The sequence below is a fragment of the Bradyrhizobium sediminis genome, assembly GCF_018736105.1.
Lineage (GTDB): Bacteria > Pseudomonadota > Alphaproteobacteria > Rhizobiales > Xanthobacteraceae > Bradyrhizobium.
In genome coordinates, this window is record NZ_CP076135.1 from 3,143,993 (window position 1) to 3,159,264 (window position 15,272).

At 64.0% G+C, this 15,272-nt stretch carries 15 protein-coding genes; 1 reads left to right on the plus strand and 14 read right to left on the minus strand.

The features are described 5' to 3' along the window. Window positions 1-237 precede the first annotated feature (237 nt). The gene (locus tag KMZ68_RS14960; protein ID WP_215612056.1) at window positions 238-663 is read left to right on the plus strand and encodes a globin; all 426 of its coding nucleotides are present in this window, start codon (window positions 238-240) and stop codon (window positions 661-663) included. Window positions 664-668: 5 nt separating this feature from the next. On the opposite strand, the gene KMZ68_RS14965 is transcribed toward KMZ68_RS14960, so the two are convergent. The 14 genes from KMZ68_RS14965 to nuoF all read right to left on the minus strand — a co-directional run bounded on the left by KMZ68_RS14965 (window position 669) and on the right by nuoF (window position 15,259). Further along, entirely contained in the window at window positions 669-1,016 is a 348-nt protein-coding gene (locus tag KMZ68_RS14965) for a hypothetical protein (RefSeq protein ID WP_215612057.1), read from the minus strand. 29 nt (window positions 1,017-1,045) lie between these two features. Beyond that, window positions 1,046-1,321 carry a DUF1467 family protein gene (locus KMZ68_RS14970; RefSeq protein WP_215612058.1) on the minus strand — a complete coding sequence of 92 codons (276 nt, stop codon included), beginning with the start codon at window positions 1,319-1,321 and terminating at the stop codon, window positions 1,046-1,048. Window positions 1,322-1,323: 2 nt separating this feature from the next. Continuing rightward, the gene (gene mce, locus KMZ68_RS14975) at window positions 1,324-1,728 is read right to left on the minus strand and encodes a methylmalonyl-CoA epimerase (protein ID WP_215612059.1); all 405 of its coding nucleotides are present in this window, start codon (window positions 1,726-1,728) and stop codon (window positions 1,324-1,326) included. Window positions 1,729-1,806: 78 nt separating this feature from the next. Next, window positions 1,807-3,477 carry a ribonuclease J gene (locus tag KMZ68_RS14980; protein WP_215612060.1) on the minus strand — a complete coding sequence of 557 codons (1,671 nt, stop codon included), beginning with the start codon at window positions 3,475-3,477 and terminating at the stop codon, window positions 1,807-1,809. Further along, a complete protein-coding gene (locus KMZ68_RS14985; protein ID WP_215612061.1) occupies window positions 3,477-4,289 on the minus strand; it encodes a biotin--[acetyl-CoA-carboxylase] ligase in 813 nt (270 codons plus the stop codon). Before KMZ68_RS14985 ends, KMZ68_RS14980 begins: the two co-directional genes overlap by 1 nt. Further along, window positions 4,290-5,726 (minus strand): NADH-quinone oxidoreductase subunit NuoN, encoded by a 1,437-nt coding sequence (nuoN, locus tag KMZ68_RS14990; protein WP_215612062.1) that lies wholly within the window; start codon window positions 5,724-5,726, stop codon window positions 4,290-4,292. Between the two features lie 10 nt (window positions 5,727-5,736). Continuing rightward, window positions 5,737-7,245, minus strand: coding sequence for an NADH-quinone oxidoreductase subunit M (locus tag KMZ68_RS14995; RefSeq protein WP_215612063.1), 1,509 nt, complete (start codon window positions 7,243-7,245; stop codon window positions 5,737-5,739). Next, window positions 7,245-9,308, minus strand: a complete 2,064-nt coding sequence (gene nuoL / locus KMZ68_RS15000; protein WP_215612064.1) for an NADH-quinone oxidoreductase subunit L — start codon at window positions 9,306-9,308, stop codon at window positions 7,245-7,247. The genes KMZ68_RS14995 and nuoL overlap by 1 nt, the downstream gene beginning before the upstream one ends. Before the next feature lie 8 nt (window positions 9,309-9,316). After that, complete coding sequence (gene nuoK / locus KMZ68_RS15005) at window positions 9,317-9,625, minus strand: NADH-quinone oxidoreductase subunit NuoK (protein WP_171581897.1); 309 nt, start codon at window positions 9,623-9,625, stop codon at window positions 9,317-9,319. Next, window positions 9,622-10,260 carry an NADH-quinone oxidoreductase subunit J gene (locus tag KMZ68_RS15010; protein ID WP_215612065.1) on the minus strand — a complete coding sequence of 213 codons (639 nt, stop codon included), beginning with the start codon at window positions 10,258-10,260 and terminating at the stop codon, window positions 9,622-9,624. The genes nuoK and KMZ68_RS15010 overlap by 4 nt, the downstream gene beginning before the upstream one ends. Window positions 10,261-10,269: 9 nt before the next feature. After that, a complete protein-coding gene (gene nuoI, locus KMZ68_RS15015) occupies window positions 10,270-10,764 on the minus strand; it encodes an NADH-quinone oxidoreductase subunit NuoI (protein WP_215606483.1) in 495 nt (164 codons plus the stop codon). Window positions 10,765-10,771: 7 nt separating this feature from the next. Then, window positions 10,772-11,842, minus strand: a complete 1,071-nt coding sequence (gene nuoH, locus KMZ68_RS15020; RefSeq protein WP_215606482.1) for an NADH-quinone oxidoreductase subunit NuoH — start codon at window positions 11,840-11,842, stop codon at window positions 10,772-10,774. A gap of 4 nt (window positions 11,843-11,846) precedes the next feature. Continuing rightward, window positions 11,847-13,922, minus strand: a complete 2,076-nt coding sequence (nuoG, locus tag KMZ68_RS15025; protein WP_215616350.1) for an NADH-quinone oxidoreductase subunit NuoG — start codon at window positions 13,920-13,922, stop codon at window positions 11,847-11,849. Between the two features lie 11 nt (window positions 13,923-13,933). Then, window positions 13,934-15,259, minus strand: coding sequence for an NADH-quinone oxidoreductase subunit NuoF (gene nuoF, locus KMZ68_RS15030; protein WP_215612066.1), 1,326 nt, complete (start codon window positions 15,257-15,259; stop codon window positions 13,934-13,936). Window positions 15,260-15,272: the final 13 nt, after the last annotated feature.

Sequence of the window (15,272 nt, forward strand, 5' to 3'; positions counted from 1 at the left end):
AATTAGTCTACGTGTTCGGGCTCAGGCTGGCCGAGAGGTTAAGTCTGGTGGTCCAAGTCTCGGGAGGAGCCCTGGCGCGCACAAGCAGCGTCGCCCCGTCAATCAAGATCAAATCCAAATTTTCGGGGAAATAGGGTCGACACAATTTTTAGAGCAGGGCTTGCGCCCTGCTCTTTTTTTTCGCGAAGTGGCTTTCGTGAAGCTTGGACGTCGCCGACGCATCGGGATCGCAACGCAATGGACACGACGACACCGGCCAATCCGATCCAGCACAGTTTCGAGCTCGCCGCGGAACGTTGCGAGGATCTGACGCCGCTGGTCTATCGCCGCCTGTTCCGCGAGCACCCCGAAGCCGAATCGTTGTTTCGCAGCGAAGGCGGCGATCTGGTGAAGGGCTCGATGCTGGCGCTGGCCATCGATGCGATGCTGGACCTGGCCGGCGAGCGCACCGGCCATTTCCGCCTGATCGGCTGCGAGGTGCAGTCGCACGACGCCTACGGCACGCCGCGCGACCTGTTCGGATCGTTCTTCGGCGTAGTCGCCGACACGATGCGCGAGGTCCTCGGGCACGATTGGACGCCGGAGGTCGATAACGCGTGGCGCCAATTGCTGGATGAGATCGATCGCCTGGTCGCCGAGAGCCAGGCGCAGATCGAGGCCTGACGTCCTCAATCCCGCTCGAGGAAATTCGAACCGATATTGGCCTTCTTCTTGATCGGGTCGTAATCGCAATAGACGCCGTCGGCGACCAGCGTGTAGCTCGCAATCACCGTGTACTTGTCCAGCTTGACCGAGTTCAAGCCGAGGATCGACGTCCTGGTGCCGTCGTTCCATTTGAACGGGGTGGTGCTCTGGGCCCTTTCGCAGGCCGCCACGGCTTCGGCAAAAACATAGCCCTCGACGAAGGCTTTCATGGTCCGAAGCTGGGTGAGGGTTTTCCAGTTCATGTAGAAGGCGCCCGCAAGACCCGCGATCAGCAGGACCAACACCCCGACAATCAATCTTTGAAACGTCATTTCCTTCCCCCCACCCGGAAATCCAGCACTCAGAGCGGAAACCCCATCAGCTTCGACAGCCGTTCGATATTCAGGTAGCCGGCACGATAGGCCGCCATTCCGATGCCGAAGATGACCGCGGAAATCAATGTGGTCCAGATCAGCTTGCGCCCCATCTGGCTCTTGATCGGTGCGCCGGGATCGGTGCCGGGTGAACCCTCGCCATCTTCATGCTGGCTGCGCACGCCGAACGGCAGCGTCAGGAACAGGGTGACCCACCACAGCACGAAGTAGATCGCCAGCGCGGTTGAGATCGAATAGGCCATGGTCAGGCCTGCTCGATTTCGACCAGCGCGCCGGAAAAATCCTTCGGGTGCAGAAACAGCACCGGCTTGCCATGGGCGCCGATCTTGGGCACGCCGTCGCCGAGCACCCGCGCGCCTTCCTTGATCAGGGTGTCGCGCGCCGCGACGATGTCCGGCACGTCGTAGCAGACATGGTGGATGCCGCCGTCGGCATTGCGCTCGAGAAACTTGGCGATCGGCGAAGTCTCACCGAGCGGCTGGATGAATTCGATCTTGGTGTTGGGCAGCGTCACGAACACGGTGATGACGCCGTGCTCCGGCAACGGCACCGCCGCAGAGATCTCGGCGCCGAACGCCGCGCCGTAGATCCTAGCGGCTTTCTCGGCGTCCTTGACCGCGATCGCCACATGATTGAGCCGGCCCAGCATGGAACTCCTCCGCTTTGCGTTTGCGCGTGTCCTGATCGCAAAAGCGGTACCCCGCCTTTGCGGAACACGCGCCAAATCCTACACCGTCAGAACGTGAACGTAGCACAGGGGTTTCTTGCCCCAATGCTGGTTGATCGTGGCACGCACCGCCCGACGTACCGACTCCGCCATCGCGTCGGGGTCGCGGCGCCGCGCCCGCGGCAGGCCCTCGACCGTCGACACCACGGTGTCGAACACGATCTCGTCGATGATCTCTCCGGCAGTATTCTTTTCGGGGATTCCGACCAGATCAACCTCGGGATCGTCGGCCAGTTCGCCCTTTTCGGTCACCGCGACCGCCACGAAGGCGCAGCCGGCAAAGGCCAGTTTCTTCCGTTCGACGACCGCGCGCGACTTGGACTCCTCGAGGATCGAGCCGTCCTTGTAGAGCCGCCCCGAGGGCAATTCATCGATGATGGCGGGCTCCCCGGGCCCGAGCTTGACCAGATCGCCGTTGCGGCAGATCAGGACCTTGGGCACGCCGGCGGCACGCGCCAGCTTGGCGTGCTCGGACAGATGCAGCGCCTCGCCATGGACGGGGATCAGGAGTTGCGGACGCACCCAAGAAATCATGTCACGCAATTCGTCGCGGCGCGGATGGCCCGACACGTGGACGAGATCGGTGCGGTCGGTGATGACCTCGATACCCTGCGTCACCAGGCCGTTGATGATGGCGCCGACCGCCTTCTCGTTGCCGGGAATGGTGCGCGAGGAAAAGATCACGCAGTCGCCCTTGTTCAGCGTGACCTGCGGATGATCGTCATTGGCGATGCGCGACAGCGCCGCGCGCGGCTCGCCCTGGCTTCCCGTGCAGATCGCCAGCACCTTGTCCGGCGGAAAGTGGCCGTAGAGATCGGCGCCGCGGAAATTCTGCACGCCGTCGAGAAAACCGGTCTCGCGCGCCACCTGCACCACGCGCTCCATGGCGCGGCCGACCACCACCACCTCGCGGCCGGCGGCCTTGGCGGCGTCCGCCACCGCGCGCAGCCGTGCGACGTTGGACGCAAAGGTGGTCACGGCGACCCGGCCCTTGGCGTTCTTTACCAGTTCGGTGATGGTCTTGGCGACTTCGGCCTCCGACGGCGAGCGCCCTTCCCGCACCGCGTTGGTGGAATCGCCGATCAGCGCCAGCACGCCGGCGTCACCGAGTTCGCGCAGCCGCCGCTCGTCGGTCGGCTTGCCGATGATAGGGGTCGGATCGATCTTCCAGTCGCCGGTGTGCAGCACCGTGCCGGCGGAGGTGTGGATGGCCAGCGCGTGGGATTCCGGAATCGAATGCGCCACCGGAATGAACTCGACATTGAACGGCCCGAGATCGATCCGCCCGCCAGACGGCACCACCGTCACCGGAATTTTCGGCGGGTTGCGCTCGGAATTGCACTTGGCCTCGAACAGCGATGCGCTGAATTGGGTCGCGTAGATCGGGCACTTCAGTTTCGGCCACAGGTCGATGATGGCGCCGAAATGATCTTCATGGGCGTGGGTCAGCACCAGGCCGACGAGGTTCTTCCGCTCTTTTTCCAGAAAGCGGATATCGGGCATGATGAGATCGATCCCCGGCAGATGTTCCTCGTCACCGAAGGATACGCCGAGGTCGACCGCGAGCCAGCTGCGCTGGTGGCGGTTACCGAGGCCGTAGATCGACAGGTTCATGCCGATCTCGCCGACGCCGCCGAGCGGCGCAAAGGTCAGTTCATCCGGCCGCGCCATCAGGCTGCCCCCGCCGACGCCGCCGAACCGAAATAGACGTCGCCCGCCGATACCGGAACCCGGCTCTCGTCCGCTTTGCGGACGATCAGGCAACCCTGCTCATCGATGGTGTCGAAGGTCCCTTCGACGGTCGCGCCGCCCGCCTGCACCGCGACCGGCTGTCCCAGCCCGGCCGCGCGTTCCAGCCAAAGCCGCCGGATCTCGCCAAAGCCGCGCCCGTCGTCCCAGAGGCCGCGGAACTCCACCCAGGCGTCCGAGAACTCCGCGAACAGTTCCTCCGCGCCGACCTGGACCCCGAGCGCTGCCAGCGACGTCGCCGGCGTCGGCGTGCCCTCCGGTGCGGCGATGACGTTGGTGCCGATGCCGACCACGACGGCCAGGCGATTGTCGGCCACGGCCTCGGCTTCCAGCAGGATGCCGGCAATCTTTTGCCGTCCCGCCAGCACGTCATTGGGCCATTTCAGCTGGTATTTCATATGATCCGATCCCGCTGACCTCAGCGACGCCTCGACGCTTACCCTTTGTAGCGCCGCCTCCAGTGCAAGTCCCGCGGCAAAGCCGAGTGTCGCCGCGACAGCCGGCGATACATCGATGACTTCGAGGATGCTGCTGGCGAGGTTACCACGCGGCGCCACCCAGGGACGATGCCGTCGCCCGCGTCCGGCCGTCTGCTCCGACGTCACGAACCACATCGGCCCGCGCTCCCCATCGCGCGCCCGCGCCATCGCTTCGGCGTTGGTCGAGCCGGTCTTGTCAAAGGTGGCGAGCCGGTAACCCGCCGATATGGCTCGAGGACCGAGCTTGAATGTCATCTAGAAAAGCGACTTCGCCGCGACCGTGGCCACGCTGACCAGCGGTCCCGGATAGGCGAAGAACAGGATGTTGAAGAGGCCCGCCACCGCCAGCACTGTGCGCAGTTCCATCCGCATCGGATCGACCTGAGCGAGCGGCTCGTCAAAATACATCACCTTGACGATCAGGAGATAGTAGTAGGCTCCGACCACGCTGGCGAGGACACCCACCACGGACAGCGTGAACATCCCGGCCTTGATCGCCGCGACGAAGACGTAGAACTTGGCGAAGAAGCCCGCCAGCGGCGGGACGCCGGCCAGCGAAAACAGCAGCATCGCAAAGAAGAACGCCAGCAGCGGATTGGTGCGCGACAGCCCGGCGAAATCGCTGATGCTCTCGACGTTCTGGCCGTTGCGCTTCATGGTCAGGATGACGGCGAAGGTGCCGAGCGTCATCGCCACATAGATCGTGATGTAGACCAGCACGCCCTGCGCGCCCTCCACCGTGCCGGCGGCGAGCCCCACCAGCGCGAAGCCCATATGGCCGATCGACGAATAGGCCATCAGCCGCTTGATGTTGGTCTGGCCGATGGCGGCGAACGACCCCAGCACCATCGAGGCGATCGCCACGAACACCACGATCTGCTGCCATTGCGAGACAATGCCTGGGAAAGCCGTCAGGGTGACGCGGGTGAACATGGCAAGCGCCGCGACCTTCGGCGCCGAGGCGAAGAATGCCGTCACCGGCGTCGGCGCGCCCTCATAGACGTCGGGCGTCCACATGTGGAACGGCACCGCCGAGATCTTGAAGCAGAGCCCCGCGAGCAGGAACACCAGACCGAACACCAGGCCGACATTGCCGGTCTTCGCCGCCGCCGCGATGCCGGCGAAGCCGACCGTGCCGGTGAACCCGTAGATCAGCGAGGCGCCGTACAGCAGCATGCCCGACGACAGCGCGCCGAGGACGAAATATTTCAGGCCGGCCTCGGTCGACTTCGCGTTGTCGCGGTTGCTGGCGGCGACCACGTAGAGCGCGAGCGACATCAGTTCAAGCCCGAGATAGAGCATGATCAGGTCGCCGGCCGAGACCAGCACCATCATGCCGAGCGTCGAGAGCAGCACCAGGATCGAATATTCGAAGATGCGCCGGGACGGGTCGGCCAGAAACTCCACCGAGAGAATCAGCGTCGCCGCCGAGCCGATCAGCACCAATATCTTCATGAAGCGGGCGAAGTCGTCGACGATGAAACTGCCGCCGAAGGTCGTGAGCCTGCCGGCCGGCAGTGTCAGTTCCAGCACGCCGGTCAGGACCAGCAGACAGACCGCAAGGCCGGTGACGAGCCGCGTCGTCTCCTGCCCGCGATAGGCACCTAGCATCAGCAGCACCATGGCGCCGACGGCGAGCACCAGCTCCGGCAGCACGGGCAGCAGTTGATATCCTGCACTCTGGAAGCTCATGTCTAAGGCCTTACTGCAGCAGCGCGGCTGCCTTAACGGCAGTCACTGCGGTGTTGTAGTTGTTGACGAGTTGCTGCACCGACGACGCCGACATGTCGAGCACCGGCTTCGGATAGACGCCGAACAGGATCGTGAGCGCCACCAGCGGCATCAGAATCAGACTCTCGCGGAAGGTGAGATCCTTGATGCTGGCGAGGGTCGGCTTGGTCAGCGCGCCAAACACCACCTTGCGATAGAGCCACAGCGCATAGGCCGCCGACAGGATGACGCCGAACGTCGCCGCGGTCGCGGTCGGGATCGAGACCTTAAAGGTGCCGATCAGCGTCATGAACTCGCCGACGAAGCCGGAGGTGCCGGGCAAGCCGACATTGGCCATGGTGAACACCATGAACACCAGCGCGTAGAGCGGCATTCGATTGACCAGACCGCCATAGGCCGCGATCTCGCGGGTGTGCATTCGGTCGTAGACGATGCCGACGCAGAGGAACAGCGCGCCCGAGACGATGCCGTGCGACACCATCTGGAACACGCCGCCGGCGACGCCCTGGGTGGTGCCGGCGAAAATGCCCATGGTGACGAACCCCATATGGGCGACCGACGAGTATGCGATCAGCTTCTTGATGTCTTCCTGCATCAGGGCCACCAGCGAGGTGTAGATGATGGCGACGACCGAGAGCGTGAAGATCAGCGGCGCGAAATCATGCGACGCCAGCGGGAACATCGGCAGCGAGAAGCGCAGGAAGCCGTAGCCGCCCATCTTCAGGAGGATCGCGGCCAGGATCACCGACCCCGCGGTCGGCGCCTCGACGTGCGCGTCCGGCAGCCAGGTATGGACCGGCCACATCGGCATCTTCACCGCAAAGGAAGCAAAGAACGCCAGCCACGCCCAGGTTTGCAGCGACCGCGGCACGGCGGTGTGCATCAGGGTCGGGATATCGGTGGTACCGGCATTCCAGTACAGCGCCATGATCGCCAGCAGCATCAGGACCGAGCCGAGCAGCGTGTAGAGGAAGAACTTGAAGGAAGCATAGACCCGGCGCGGTCCGCCCCACACCCCGATGATCAGGAACATCGGGATCAGGCCGCCCTCGAAGAACAAATAGAACAGCACGAGGTCGAGCGCGGCGAAGGTGCCGACCATCAGCGTCTCCAGCAGCAGGAACGCCATCATGTATTCGCGCACCCGCACGGTGACCGATTTCCAGCTCGCGAGGATGCAGAACGGCATCAATGCAGTTGTCAGGATCACGAACGGCAGCGAAATGCCGTCGACGCCCATGTGATAGGTGATGGTATTGGCGAGCCATGGCGCCTTTTCGACGAACTGGAAATCCGGCTGGGCGGGATCGAAACGCCAGACCAGGATCAGCGACACGACAAAGGTGATCACCGTGGTCCACAGCGCGATCCAGCGCGAATTGCGCCGCGCGGCCTCGTCGTCGCCGCGGCTCAGATAGACCAGTGCCGCGCCGACCACCGGCAGGAAGGTGACAACGGAAAGAATGGGCCAGGTTGTCATCACTGGGCTCCCGCGCCGAACATGAACCAGGTGATCAGGCCTGCGACCCCGATCAGCATCGCGAAAGCGTAGTGATAGAGATAGCCGGTCTGGATCTTCACCACGTTACGGGTGATATCGAGCACCCGCGCCGACACGCCATCGGGGCCGAAGCCGTCGATCACGTAGCCGTCGCCCTTCTTCCACAGGAAGCGGCCGAGCCACTTCGCCGGGCCCACGAAGATGAAATCGTAGAGCTCGTCGAAATACCATTTGTTGAGCAGGAACCGGTAGAGCACCTGGTGCTGGCTGGCGAGTTCGACCGGGAGGTAGGGCCGGCGGATATAGAACAGCCACGACACCACGAATCCCAGCGCCATCATCACCGTCGGCAGGAACGCGATGGTCTGCGGGATGTGGTGCATCTCGTCGATGATGTGCGGATGCATCTTGACGGATTCGCGGAAGAATTCCGCCACGCCGTGGCCGGCGAACAATTCCTTGAACGGGAACCCGGCCAGGATGGATCCGGCGGCGAGAATGCCGATCGGCACCAGCATCCATAGCGGGCTCTCATGCGCGGCCTCGTAGTGCTCCTGATCGTGCGGCTCGCCATGGAAGGTCTTGAAGATCAGGCGCCATGAATAGAACGAGGTCAGGCCCGCGGCGATCACGGTCATCAGGAAGCCGTAGAACGCGAACGGATTGTGCGCGACATAAGCGGATTCGATGATCGCGTCCTTGGAGAAGTAGCCGGCGGTGAGCGGGAAGCCGGTCAGCGCCAGGGTGCCGATCACCATCACGATGTAGGTGAAGGGAATCCGATCCTTTAACCCGCCCATGTTGCGGATGTCCTGCTCGTGGTGCATCGCGTAGATCACCGAGCCGGAGCCCAGGAACAGCAGCGCCTTGAAGAACGCGTGCGTGAACAGGTGGAACATGCCGACGGAGTAGGCCCCCGCCCCCATCGCCACGAACATGTAGCCGAGCTGCGAACAGGTCGAATACGCCACGATGCGCTTGATGTCGTTCTGCACGAGGCCGACGGTGGCAGCGAAGAACGCGGTGGTGGCGCCGAAGAACATCACGACGGCCTGCGCATTGGGCGCGAGTTCGAACAACGGTGACAGCCGCGCCACCATGAAGACCCCGGCGGTGACCATGGTCGCGGCGTGGATCAGCGCCGAAACCGGCGTCGGGCCTTCCATGGCGTCCGGCAGCCAGGTGTGCAGCAGGAACTGGGCGGATTTGCCCATCGCACCCATGAACAGCAGCAGACAGGTCAGCGTCAGCGCGTCGGCGTGCCAGCCGAAGAAGTTGATGGTCTTGCCGGTCAGCGCCGGCGCGCCGGCGAAGATGGTCTCGAAATCGGTCGAGCCGACCAGCATGAAGATTGCGAAGATGCCGAGCGCGAAGCCGAAATCGCCGACCCGATTGACCACGAAGGCCTTGATGGCGGCGGCGTTCGCCGACGGCTTCTGGTACCAGAACCCGATCAGGAGGTAACTGGCGAGACCGACGCCCTCCCAGCCGAAATACATCTGCACCAGGTTGTCCGCGGTCACCAGCATCAGCATCGCGAAGGTGAACAGCGAAAGATAGGCAAAGAACCGCGGCCGGTACGGATCCTCGTCCATGTAGCCGATCGAATAGAGGTGCACGAGCGACGACACGGTGTTGACCACCACCAGCATCACGGCGGTCAGCGTATCGACCCGCAGCGACCACGCTACCTGCAGGTCGCCGGAATTGATCCAGGAGAACAGCGCGATCCGCGCGTCATGATGCATGAAGCCGACGTCGACCAAGGCGACCCAGGACAGGCCGGCCGAGACCAGCAGCAGGCCGGTCGTGATCAGTTCGGCCGCCCGCGACCCCGCCGCCGCCGGCTCGGCCGCATGATGGTCGTCGTGGCCGTGGTCGCCATGCGCATCCGGCGCATGGGCGTCGGCGCCATGACCGTGCCCGTCATCATGATGCTCGACCGTGTCGCCGCTCGGGTTGCGCGCATGCGCACCGAAGATGGAGATCAGGCCCGCGAGAATCGCGCCGATCAGCGGCAGAAAGACGATTGCCTGGATCATTTGGCGCGTTAACCCTTCATCAGATTGACGTCTTCAACCGCGATCGAGCCGCGGTTGCGGAAATACACCACCAGCACCGCGAGCCCGATCGCCGCTTCCGCCGCGGCCACCGTAAGCACCAGCAGTGCAAATACCTGCCCGACGATGTCGCCGAGGAAGGTCGAGAACGCCACCAGGTTGATGTTGACCGCGAGCAGGATCAGCTCGATCGACATCAGGATGACGATGATGTTCTTGCGGTTGAGAAAGATGCCGAGAATCCCGAGCGTGAACAGGATCGCTCCGACTGCGAGGTAGTGTCCGAGACCGATCGTCATTTCACCCACTCCGCAGCGTCCGCGTCCTGCAGGCCCTGCCCCGAGGCCACCTTGCGCACGCTCATGGCAAGCTCGGGCGTCCGCGCGTTCTGCACGTTGATGTCCTGCCGCTTGACGCTGACCTTGTGGCGCAGCGTCAGCACGATGGCGCCGATCATCGCCACCAGCAGCACCATGCCGGCGATCTGGAAGTAGTGGATGTACTTCGTATACAGCACGAGCCCGAGCGCCTCGGTGTTGCTGACATTGGCCGGGATCGCCGCCGTGATCGACTTCGCGACATTGGGGCTGATGACCCAGCCGCCGCCAACCAGCAGCAGTTCGGCGAGGAAGATCGCGCCGATCACGAGGCCTATCGGCAGGTATTCAAGGAAGCCCTCGCGCAGTTCGGCGAAGTCGACGTCGAGCATCATGATCACGAACAGGAACAGCACCGCGACGGCGCCGACGTAGACCACGACCAGGATCATCGCCAGGAATTCGGCACCCATCAGCACGAACAGCCCGGATGCGTTGACGAAGGCCAGGATCAGATACAGCACGGAGTGCACGGGATTGCGCGACACAATCACCATCACCGCCGAGGCAACGCAGATGCCGGCGAACAGATAGAAGAACAGCGCTGGAAGGATCATGCCCTCACCTCACCGGTACGGCGCATCGAGTTCGATTGATTTCGCAATCTCGCGCTCCCAGCGGTCACCATTGGCGAGCAGTTTCGCCTTGTCATAATAGAGTTCCTCGCGCGTCTCGGTCGCGAATTCGAAATTCGGTCCCTCGACGATGGCATCGACCGGACAGGCCTCCTGGCACAGCCCGCAATAGATGCATTTCACCATGTCGATGTCGTAGCGCACCGTGCGGCGGGTGCCGTCGTTGCGGCGCGGGCCGGCCTCGATCGTGATCGCCTGCGCCGGGCAGATCGCCTCGCACAGCTTGCAGGCGATACAGCGTTCCTCGCCGTTGGGATAGCGGCGCAGCGCGTGTTCGCCGCGGAAGCGCGGCGAGATCGGCCCCTTCTCGAACGGATAATTCAGCGTCGGCTTCGGCTGGAAGAAATAACGCATGGCGAGAAAGAACGCCGACACGAATTCGGACAGCAGAAGCGAGCGGGCCGTGGCGTTTACATTGACACTCATAGCGACCTCATTTCGGCGCGATGTCGGCGAAGTGCAGCACGCCGGCAACGACGACCACCATCGCCAGCGACAACGGCAGGAACACCTTCCAGCCGAGCCGCATCAACTGATCGTAGCGGTAGCGCGGCACGATCGCCTTCGCCATCGCAAACAGGAAGAACATGAAAAATACCTTGAGCGTGAACCAGATCACGCCGGGTACCCAGGTGAACGGCACCACCGCGACCGGCGGCAGCCAGCCGCCCAGGAACAGGATCGCGGCCATCGCGCACATCGTGGTGATCGCGACGTATTCGCCGAGCATGAACAACAGATACGGCGTCGAGCCGTATTCGACCATGAAGCCCGCGACCAGTTCGGATTCGGCTTCCACCAGATCGAACGGCGGGCGGTTAGTTTCCGCCAGCGCCGAAACGTAGAAAATCACGAACATCGGGAACAGCGGCCACACGTACCAGTTCAGGAACGTCAGCTTGGGCAGGCCGATCAGGCTGGCGAGCCCATGGGCATTCTGCGCCTCGACCACGGCCGACAGATTGAGCGAGCCCGCGCACAGCAGCACCGTGATGATGACGAAGCCGATCGAGACTTCGTAGCTCACCATCTGCGCCGCCGAGCGAAGTGCCGCGAGAAACGGGTATTTCGAGTTCGACGACCAGCCGGCCATGATGATGCCGTAGATCGACAGCGACGAGATCGCAAAAATATAGAGCACGCCGACATTGATGTCGGAGATCACCCAGCCGAGATCCATCGGGATCACCGCCCAGGCCGCCAGCGCCAGCACGCAGCTCACCAGCGGCGCCAGCAGGAACACGCCCTTGTTGGCGCCGGAGGGGATGATCGGCTCCTTCAGCACGAACTTCAGGAGATCGGCAAATGACTGTAACAGGCCCCAGGGCCCGACCACATTGGGTCCGCGCCGGATCTGCACCGCCGCCCAGATCTTGCGGTCGGCCAGAAGGATGTAGGCGATCGCGATCAGGAGCACCACGAGCAGCAGCACGCTCTGCGCCAGCATGACGATCAGCGGCCACAGGAAGCCGGTCCAGAATCCGCTTGCTAAAAATTCAGCCATCAGCTCACTCCGCCGCCGTCAGCATCTGACCGGAGGCCAGGCGGGAACATTCCGCCATGACCGCCGACGCACGCGCGATCGGGTTGGTCAGGTAAAAATCCTCAACGGTAATCCTGAACGGCGCCTTCTCGACACTGCCGCCCTTGCCCGCGAGCTTCTTGACGTCATCCGCCTTGCCGGCCTCGATCTGGTCGATGCGCATCAGGTGCGGCACCGCCTTGAACATCGCCTGCCGCAGCGCGGCAAGCGAATCGTAGGGCAGCTTCCTGGCCAGCACGTCCGACAGCGCGCGGATGATCGCCCAATCCTCTCGCGCCTCCCCCGGCGGGAATGCCGCGCGGTTGGCCATCTGCACCCGGCCCTCGGTGTTGACGTAGATGCCGGATTTTTCGGTATAGGCCGCCCCCGGCAGGATCACGTCGGCGCGATGCGCGCCGCGGTCGCCATGGGTGCCGATGTAGACCACGAAGGTACCGTCCGGCACCTTGACGTCATCGGCGCCGAGCAGGAACAGCACGTCGAGCGTGCCGAACGTCGCCATCTGCGCCGCGCTGAGGCCGCCGGCACCGGCAGCAAAGCCGATATCGAGCGCGCCGACCCGCGAGGCGGTGTCGTGCAGGATGCCGAAACCGTTCCAGCCGTCCTTGACCGCGCCGACATCGAGCGCAAGCTTGGCGGCCGCTGCGAGGACGGCCGCGCCGTCATGCCGCGCTGCCACGCCGGCGCCGACCAGCACGATCGGGTTCTTGGCGTCCTTCAGCACGCTTGAGAAGGCATGCTTGCCGGCGGCGAGTTCGCCGAGCGAATCCGTGCCCGCGCCGAGATAATCGTAAGTGTAGGTGAGATCGGCCTTGGCGCCGATCACGCCGACCTTGAGCTGGCCGGTGCGCCAGCGCTTGCGGATGCGCGCATTGAGCAGCGCCGCCTCCTTGCGCGGGTTCGAGCCCACGATCAGCAATGCGTCGGCTTGCTCGATCCCGGCAATGCTCGGATTGAAGATATAGGAGGCGCGGCCCGCCTTGACGTCGAAGCCATCGCCGCCCTGTACCGCGAGATTGGCGGAGCCGCATTTCGCCAGCAGCTCCTTCAGCGCGAACATCTCTTCCACCGCGGCCAGATCGCCCGCGATGGCGCCGATCCGCTTGCCGTCGATGCGGCCGGCCTTGGCGGCAATCGCCGCGAAGGCCTCCGGCCACGACGCCGCGCGCAGCTTGCCGTTCTCCCTGACATAGGGCCGGTCGAGCCGCTGCGTGCGCAGGCCATCAACGACATGGCGGGTCTTGTCGGAAATCCACTCCTCGTTCACCGCCTCGTTGACGCGCGGCAGGATCCGCATCACCTCGCGGCCGCGGGTGTCGACCCGGATCGCCGAGCCGACGCCGTCCATCACATCAATCGACTGGGTCTTGCCGAGTTCCCAGGGCCGTGCGGCGAACGCATAGGGCTTCGAGGTCAGCGCGCCGACCGGACAGATGTCGACGAGGTTGCCCTGCAGTTCGGAGGTCAACGCCGATTCCAGATAGGTCGTGATCTCCATATCCTCGCCGCGACCGGTTGCGCCCATCTCCGGCGCGCCGCAGACTTCGGCGGAGAAACGGACGCAACGCGTGCACTGGATGCAGCGGTTCATCGAGGTCTTGACCAGCGCGCCGAGATACTTGTCCTCGACCGCGCGCTTGTTCTCGGCAAAACGGCTGGTGTCGACGCCGTAGCCCATCGCCTGGTCCTGCAGGTCGCATTCGCCGCCCTGATCGCAGATCGGGCAATCCAGGGGATGGTTGATCAGCAGGAATTCCATCACGCCTTCGCGCGCCTTTTTCACCATCGGCGAGCGGGTCGAGATTTCCGGCGGCTCGCCCTTGGGGCCGGGCCGGCAATCGCGCACGCCCCAGGCGCAGCTCGCGACCGGCTTCGGGCCGCCCTTCACCTCGACTAGGCACATCCGGCAATTGCCGGCGATCGACAGCCGCTCGTGGTAGCAAAAGCGGGGAATTTCCGCGCCGGCAGCTTCGCACGCCTGCAGCAGCGTGTATTCCGCGGGAACCTCGATCTCTTTGCCGTCGACGATGAGTTTGGTCATTGCCATCGTAACTACTCCGCCGCGACCATGTGCGCGGGATCGCGCACGCCGACATCGTCAACGTCCGCCTTGTGCGAATATTCGTCGATGCGCGCCTCGATCTCGTGACGGAAATGCGCGATCAGGCCCTGGATCGGCCAGGCCGCGGCGTCGCCGAGCGCGCAGATGGTGTGGCCTTCGACCTGCTTGGACACTTCCAACAGCATGTCGATCTCGCGCTTGTGGGCACGGCCCTCGGCCATGCGCGTCAGCACCCGCCACATCCACCCCGTGCCTTCGCGGCATGGCGTGCACTGGCCGCAGCTCTCGTGCTTGTAGAAATAGGAGATCCGCGCGATCGCCCGGATCAGGTCGGTCGACTTGTCCATCACGATCACAGCGGCAGTGCCGAGGCCGGAGCGCAATTTGCCGAGACTGTCGAAATCCATCGGCGTATCGATGATCTGCTCGGCCGGCACCATGCGCACCGAGGAGCCGCCGGGGATCACGGCCTTGAGATTGTCCCAGCCGCCGCGGATGCCGCCGCAATGGCGCTCAATCAATTCGCGGAACGGGATCCCCATCGCCTCTTCGACGTTGCAGGGCCGCTCGACATGGCCGGAAATACAAAACAGCTTGGTGCCGACATTGTTGGGCCGGCCGATGGCGGCGAACCACGCCGCACCGCGCCGCAGAATGTCCGGCGCCACCGCGATCGACTCGACGTTGTTGACCGTGGTCGGACAGCCGTAGAGGCCGACATTGGCCGGGAATGGTGGCTTCAGCCGGGGCTGGCCCTTCTTGCCCTCGAGACTTTCAAGAAGCGCGGTCTCTTCGCCGCAGATATAGGCGCCGGCGCCATGCGCGACGTAGACGTCAAACGGCCAACCGTTGACGTTGTCCTTGCCGACCAGCTTGGCCTCATAGGCCTGATCGATCGCAGCCTGCAGATGCTCGCGCTCGCGGATGAATTCGCCGCGCACATAGATGTAGCAGGCGTGCGCGCCCATCGCGAAGCTCGCGAGCAGGCAGCCCTCGACCAAGAGATGCGGGTCGTGCCGCATGATCTCGCGGTCCTTGCAGGTGCCGGGCTCGGATTCGTCGGCGTTGACCACGAGATAGCTCGGCCGGCCGTCGGTCGATTCCTTCGGCATGAACGACCACTTCAGCCCGGTCGGAAATCCCGCCCCGCCGCGTCCGCGCAGGCCCGAAGCCTTCATCTCGTTGATGATCCAGTCGCGGCCCTTGTCGATGATCGCCTTGGTGCCGTCCCAGGCGCCGCGGCGGCGCGCACCCTCGAGGCCCCAGTCGTGGAGGCCGTAGAGGTTCTTGAAGATGCGGTCCTTGTCAGCGAGCATGACGTGAAGCTTC

What these genes read in the sequence shown, in the direction of transcription:
- nuoF (WP_215612066.1), bottom strand. Translation starts at nt 15,259, where the DNA reads ATGCTCGCTGACAAGGACCGCATCTTCAAGAACCTCTACGGCCTCCAC.
- KMZ68_RS14970 (WP_215612058.1), bottom strand. Translation starts at nt 1,321, where the DNA reads ATGGCCTATTCGATCTCAACCGCGCTGGCGATCTACTTCGTGCTGTGG.
- KMZ68_RS14980 (WP_215612060.1), bottom strand. Translation starts at nt 3,477, where the DNA reads ATGGCGCGGCCGGATGAACTGACCTTTGCGCCGCTCGGCGGCGTCGGC.
- nuoL (WP_215612064.1), bottom strand. Translation starts at nt 9,308, where the DNA reads ATGATCCAGGCAATCGTCTTTCTGCCGCTGATCGGCGCGATTCTCGCG.
- nuoI (WP_215606483.1), bottom strand. Translation starts at nt 10,764, where the DNA reads ATGAGTGTCAATGTAAACGCCACGGCCCGCTCGCTTCTGCTGTCCGAA.
- KMZ68_RS14985 (WP_215612061.1), bottom strand. Translation starts at nt 4,289, where the DNA reads ATGACATTCAAGCTCGGTCCTCGAGCCATATCGGCGGGTTACCGGCTC.
- nuoK (WP_171581897.1), bottom strand. Translation starts at nt 9,625, where the DNA reads ATGACGATCGGTCTCGGACACTACCTCGCAGTCGGAGCGATCCTGTTC.
- nuoH (WP_215606482.1), bottom strand. Translation starts at nt 11,842, where the DNA reads ATGGCTGAATTTTTAGCAAGCGGATTCTGGACCGGCTTCCTGTGGCCG.
- KMZ68_RS14965 (WP_215612057.1), bottom strand. Translation starts at nt 1,016, where the DNA reads ATGACGTTTCAAAGATTGATTGTCGGGGTGTTGGTCCTGCTGATCGCG.
- KMZ68_RS15010 (WP_215612065.1), bottom strand. Translation starts at nt 10,260, where the DNA reads ATGATCCTTCCAGCGCTGTTCTTCTATCTGTTCGCCGGCATCTGCGTT.
- KMZ68_RS14960 (WP_215612056.1), top strand. Translation starts at nt 238, where the DNA reads ATGGACACGACGACACCGGCCAATCCGATCCAGCACAGTTTCGAGCTC.
- nuoG (WP_215616350.1), bottom strand. Translation starts at nt 13,922, where the DNA reads ATGACCAAACTCATCGTCGACGGCAAAGAGATCGAGGTTCCCGCGGAA.
- mce (WP_215612059.1), bottom strand. Translation starts at nt 1,728, where the DNA reads ATGCTGGGCCGGCTCAATCATGTGGCGATCGCGGTCAAGGACGCCGAG.
- nuoN (WP_215612062.1), bottom strand. Translation starts at nt 5,726, where the DNA reads ATGAGCTTCCAGAGTGCAGGATATCAACTGCTGCCCGTGCTGCCGGAG.
- KMZ68_RS14995 (WP_215612063.1), bottom strand. Translation starts at nt 7,245, where the DNA reads ATGACAACCTGGCCCATTCTTTCCGTTGTCACCTTCCTGCCGGTGGTC.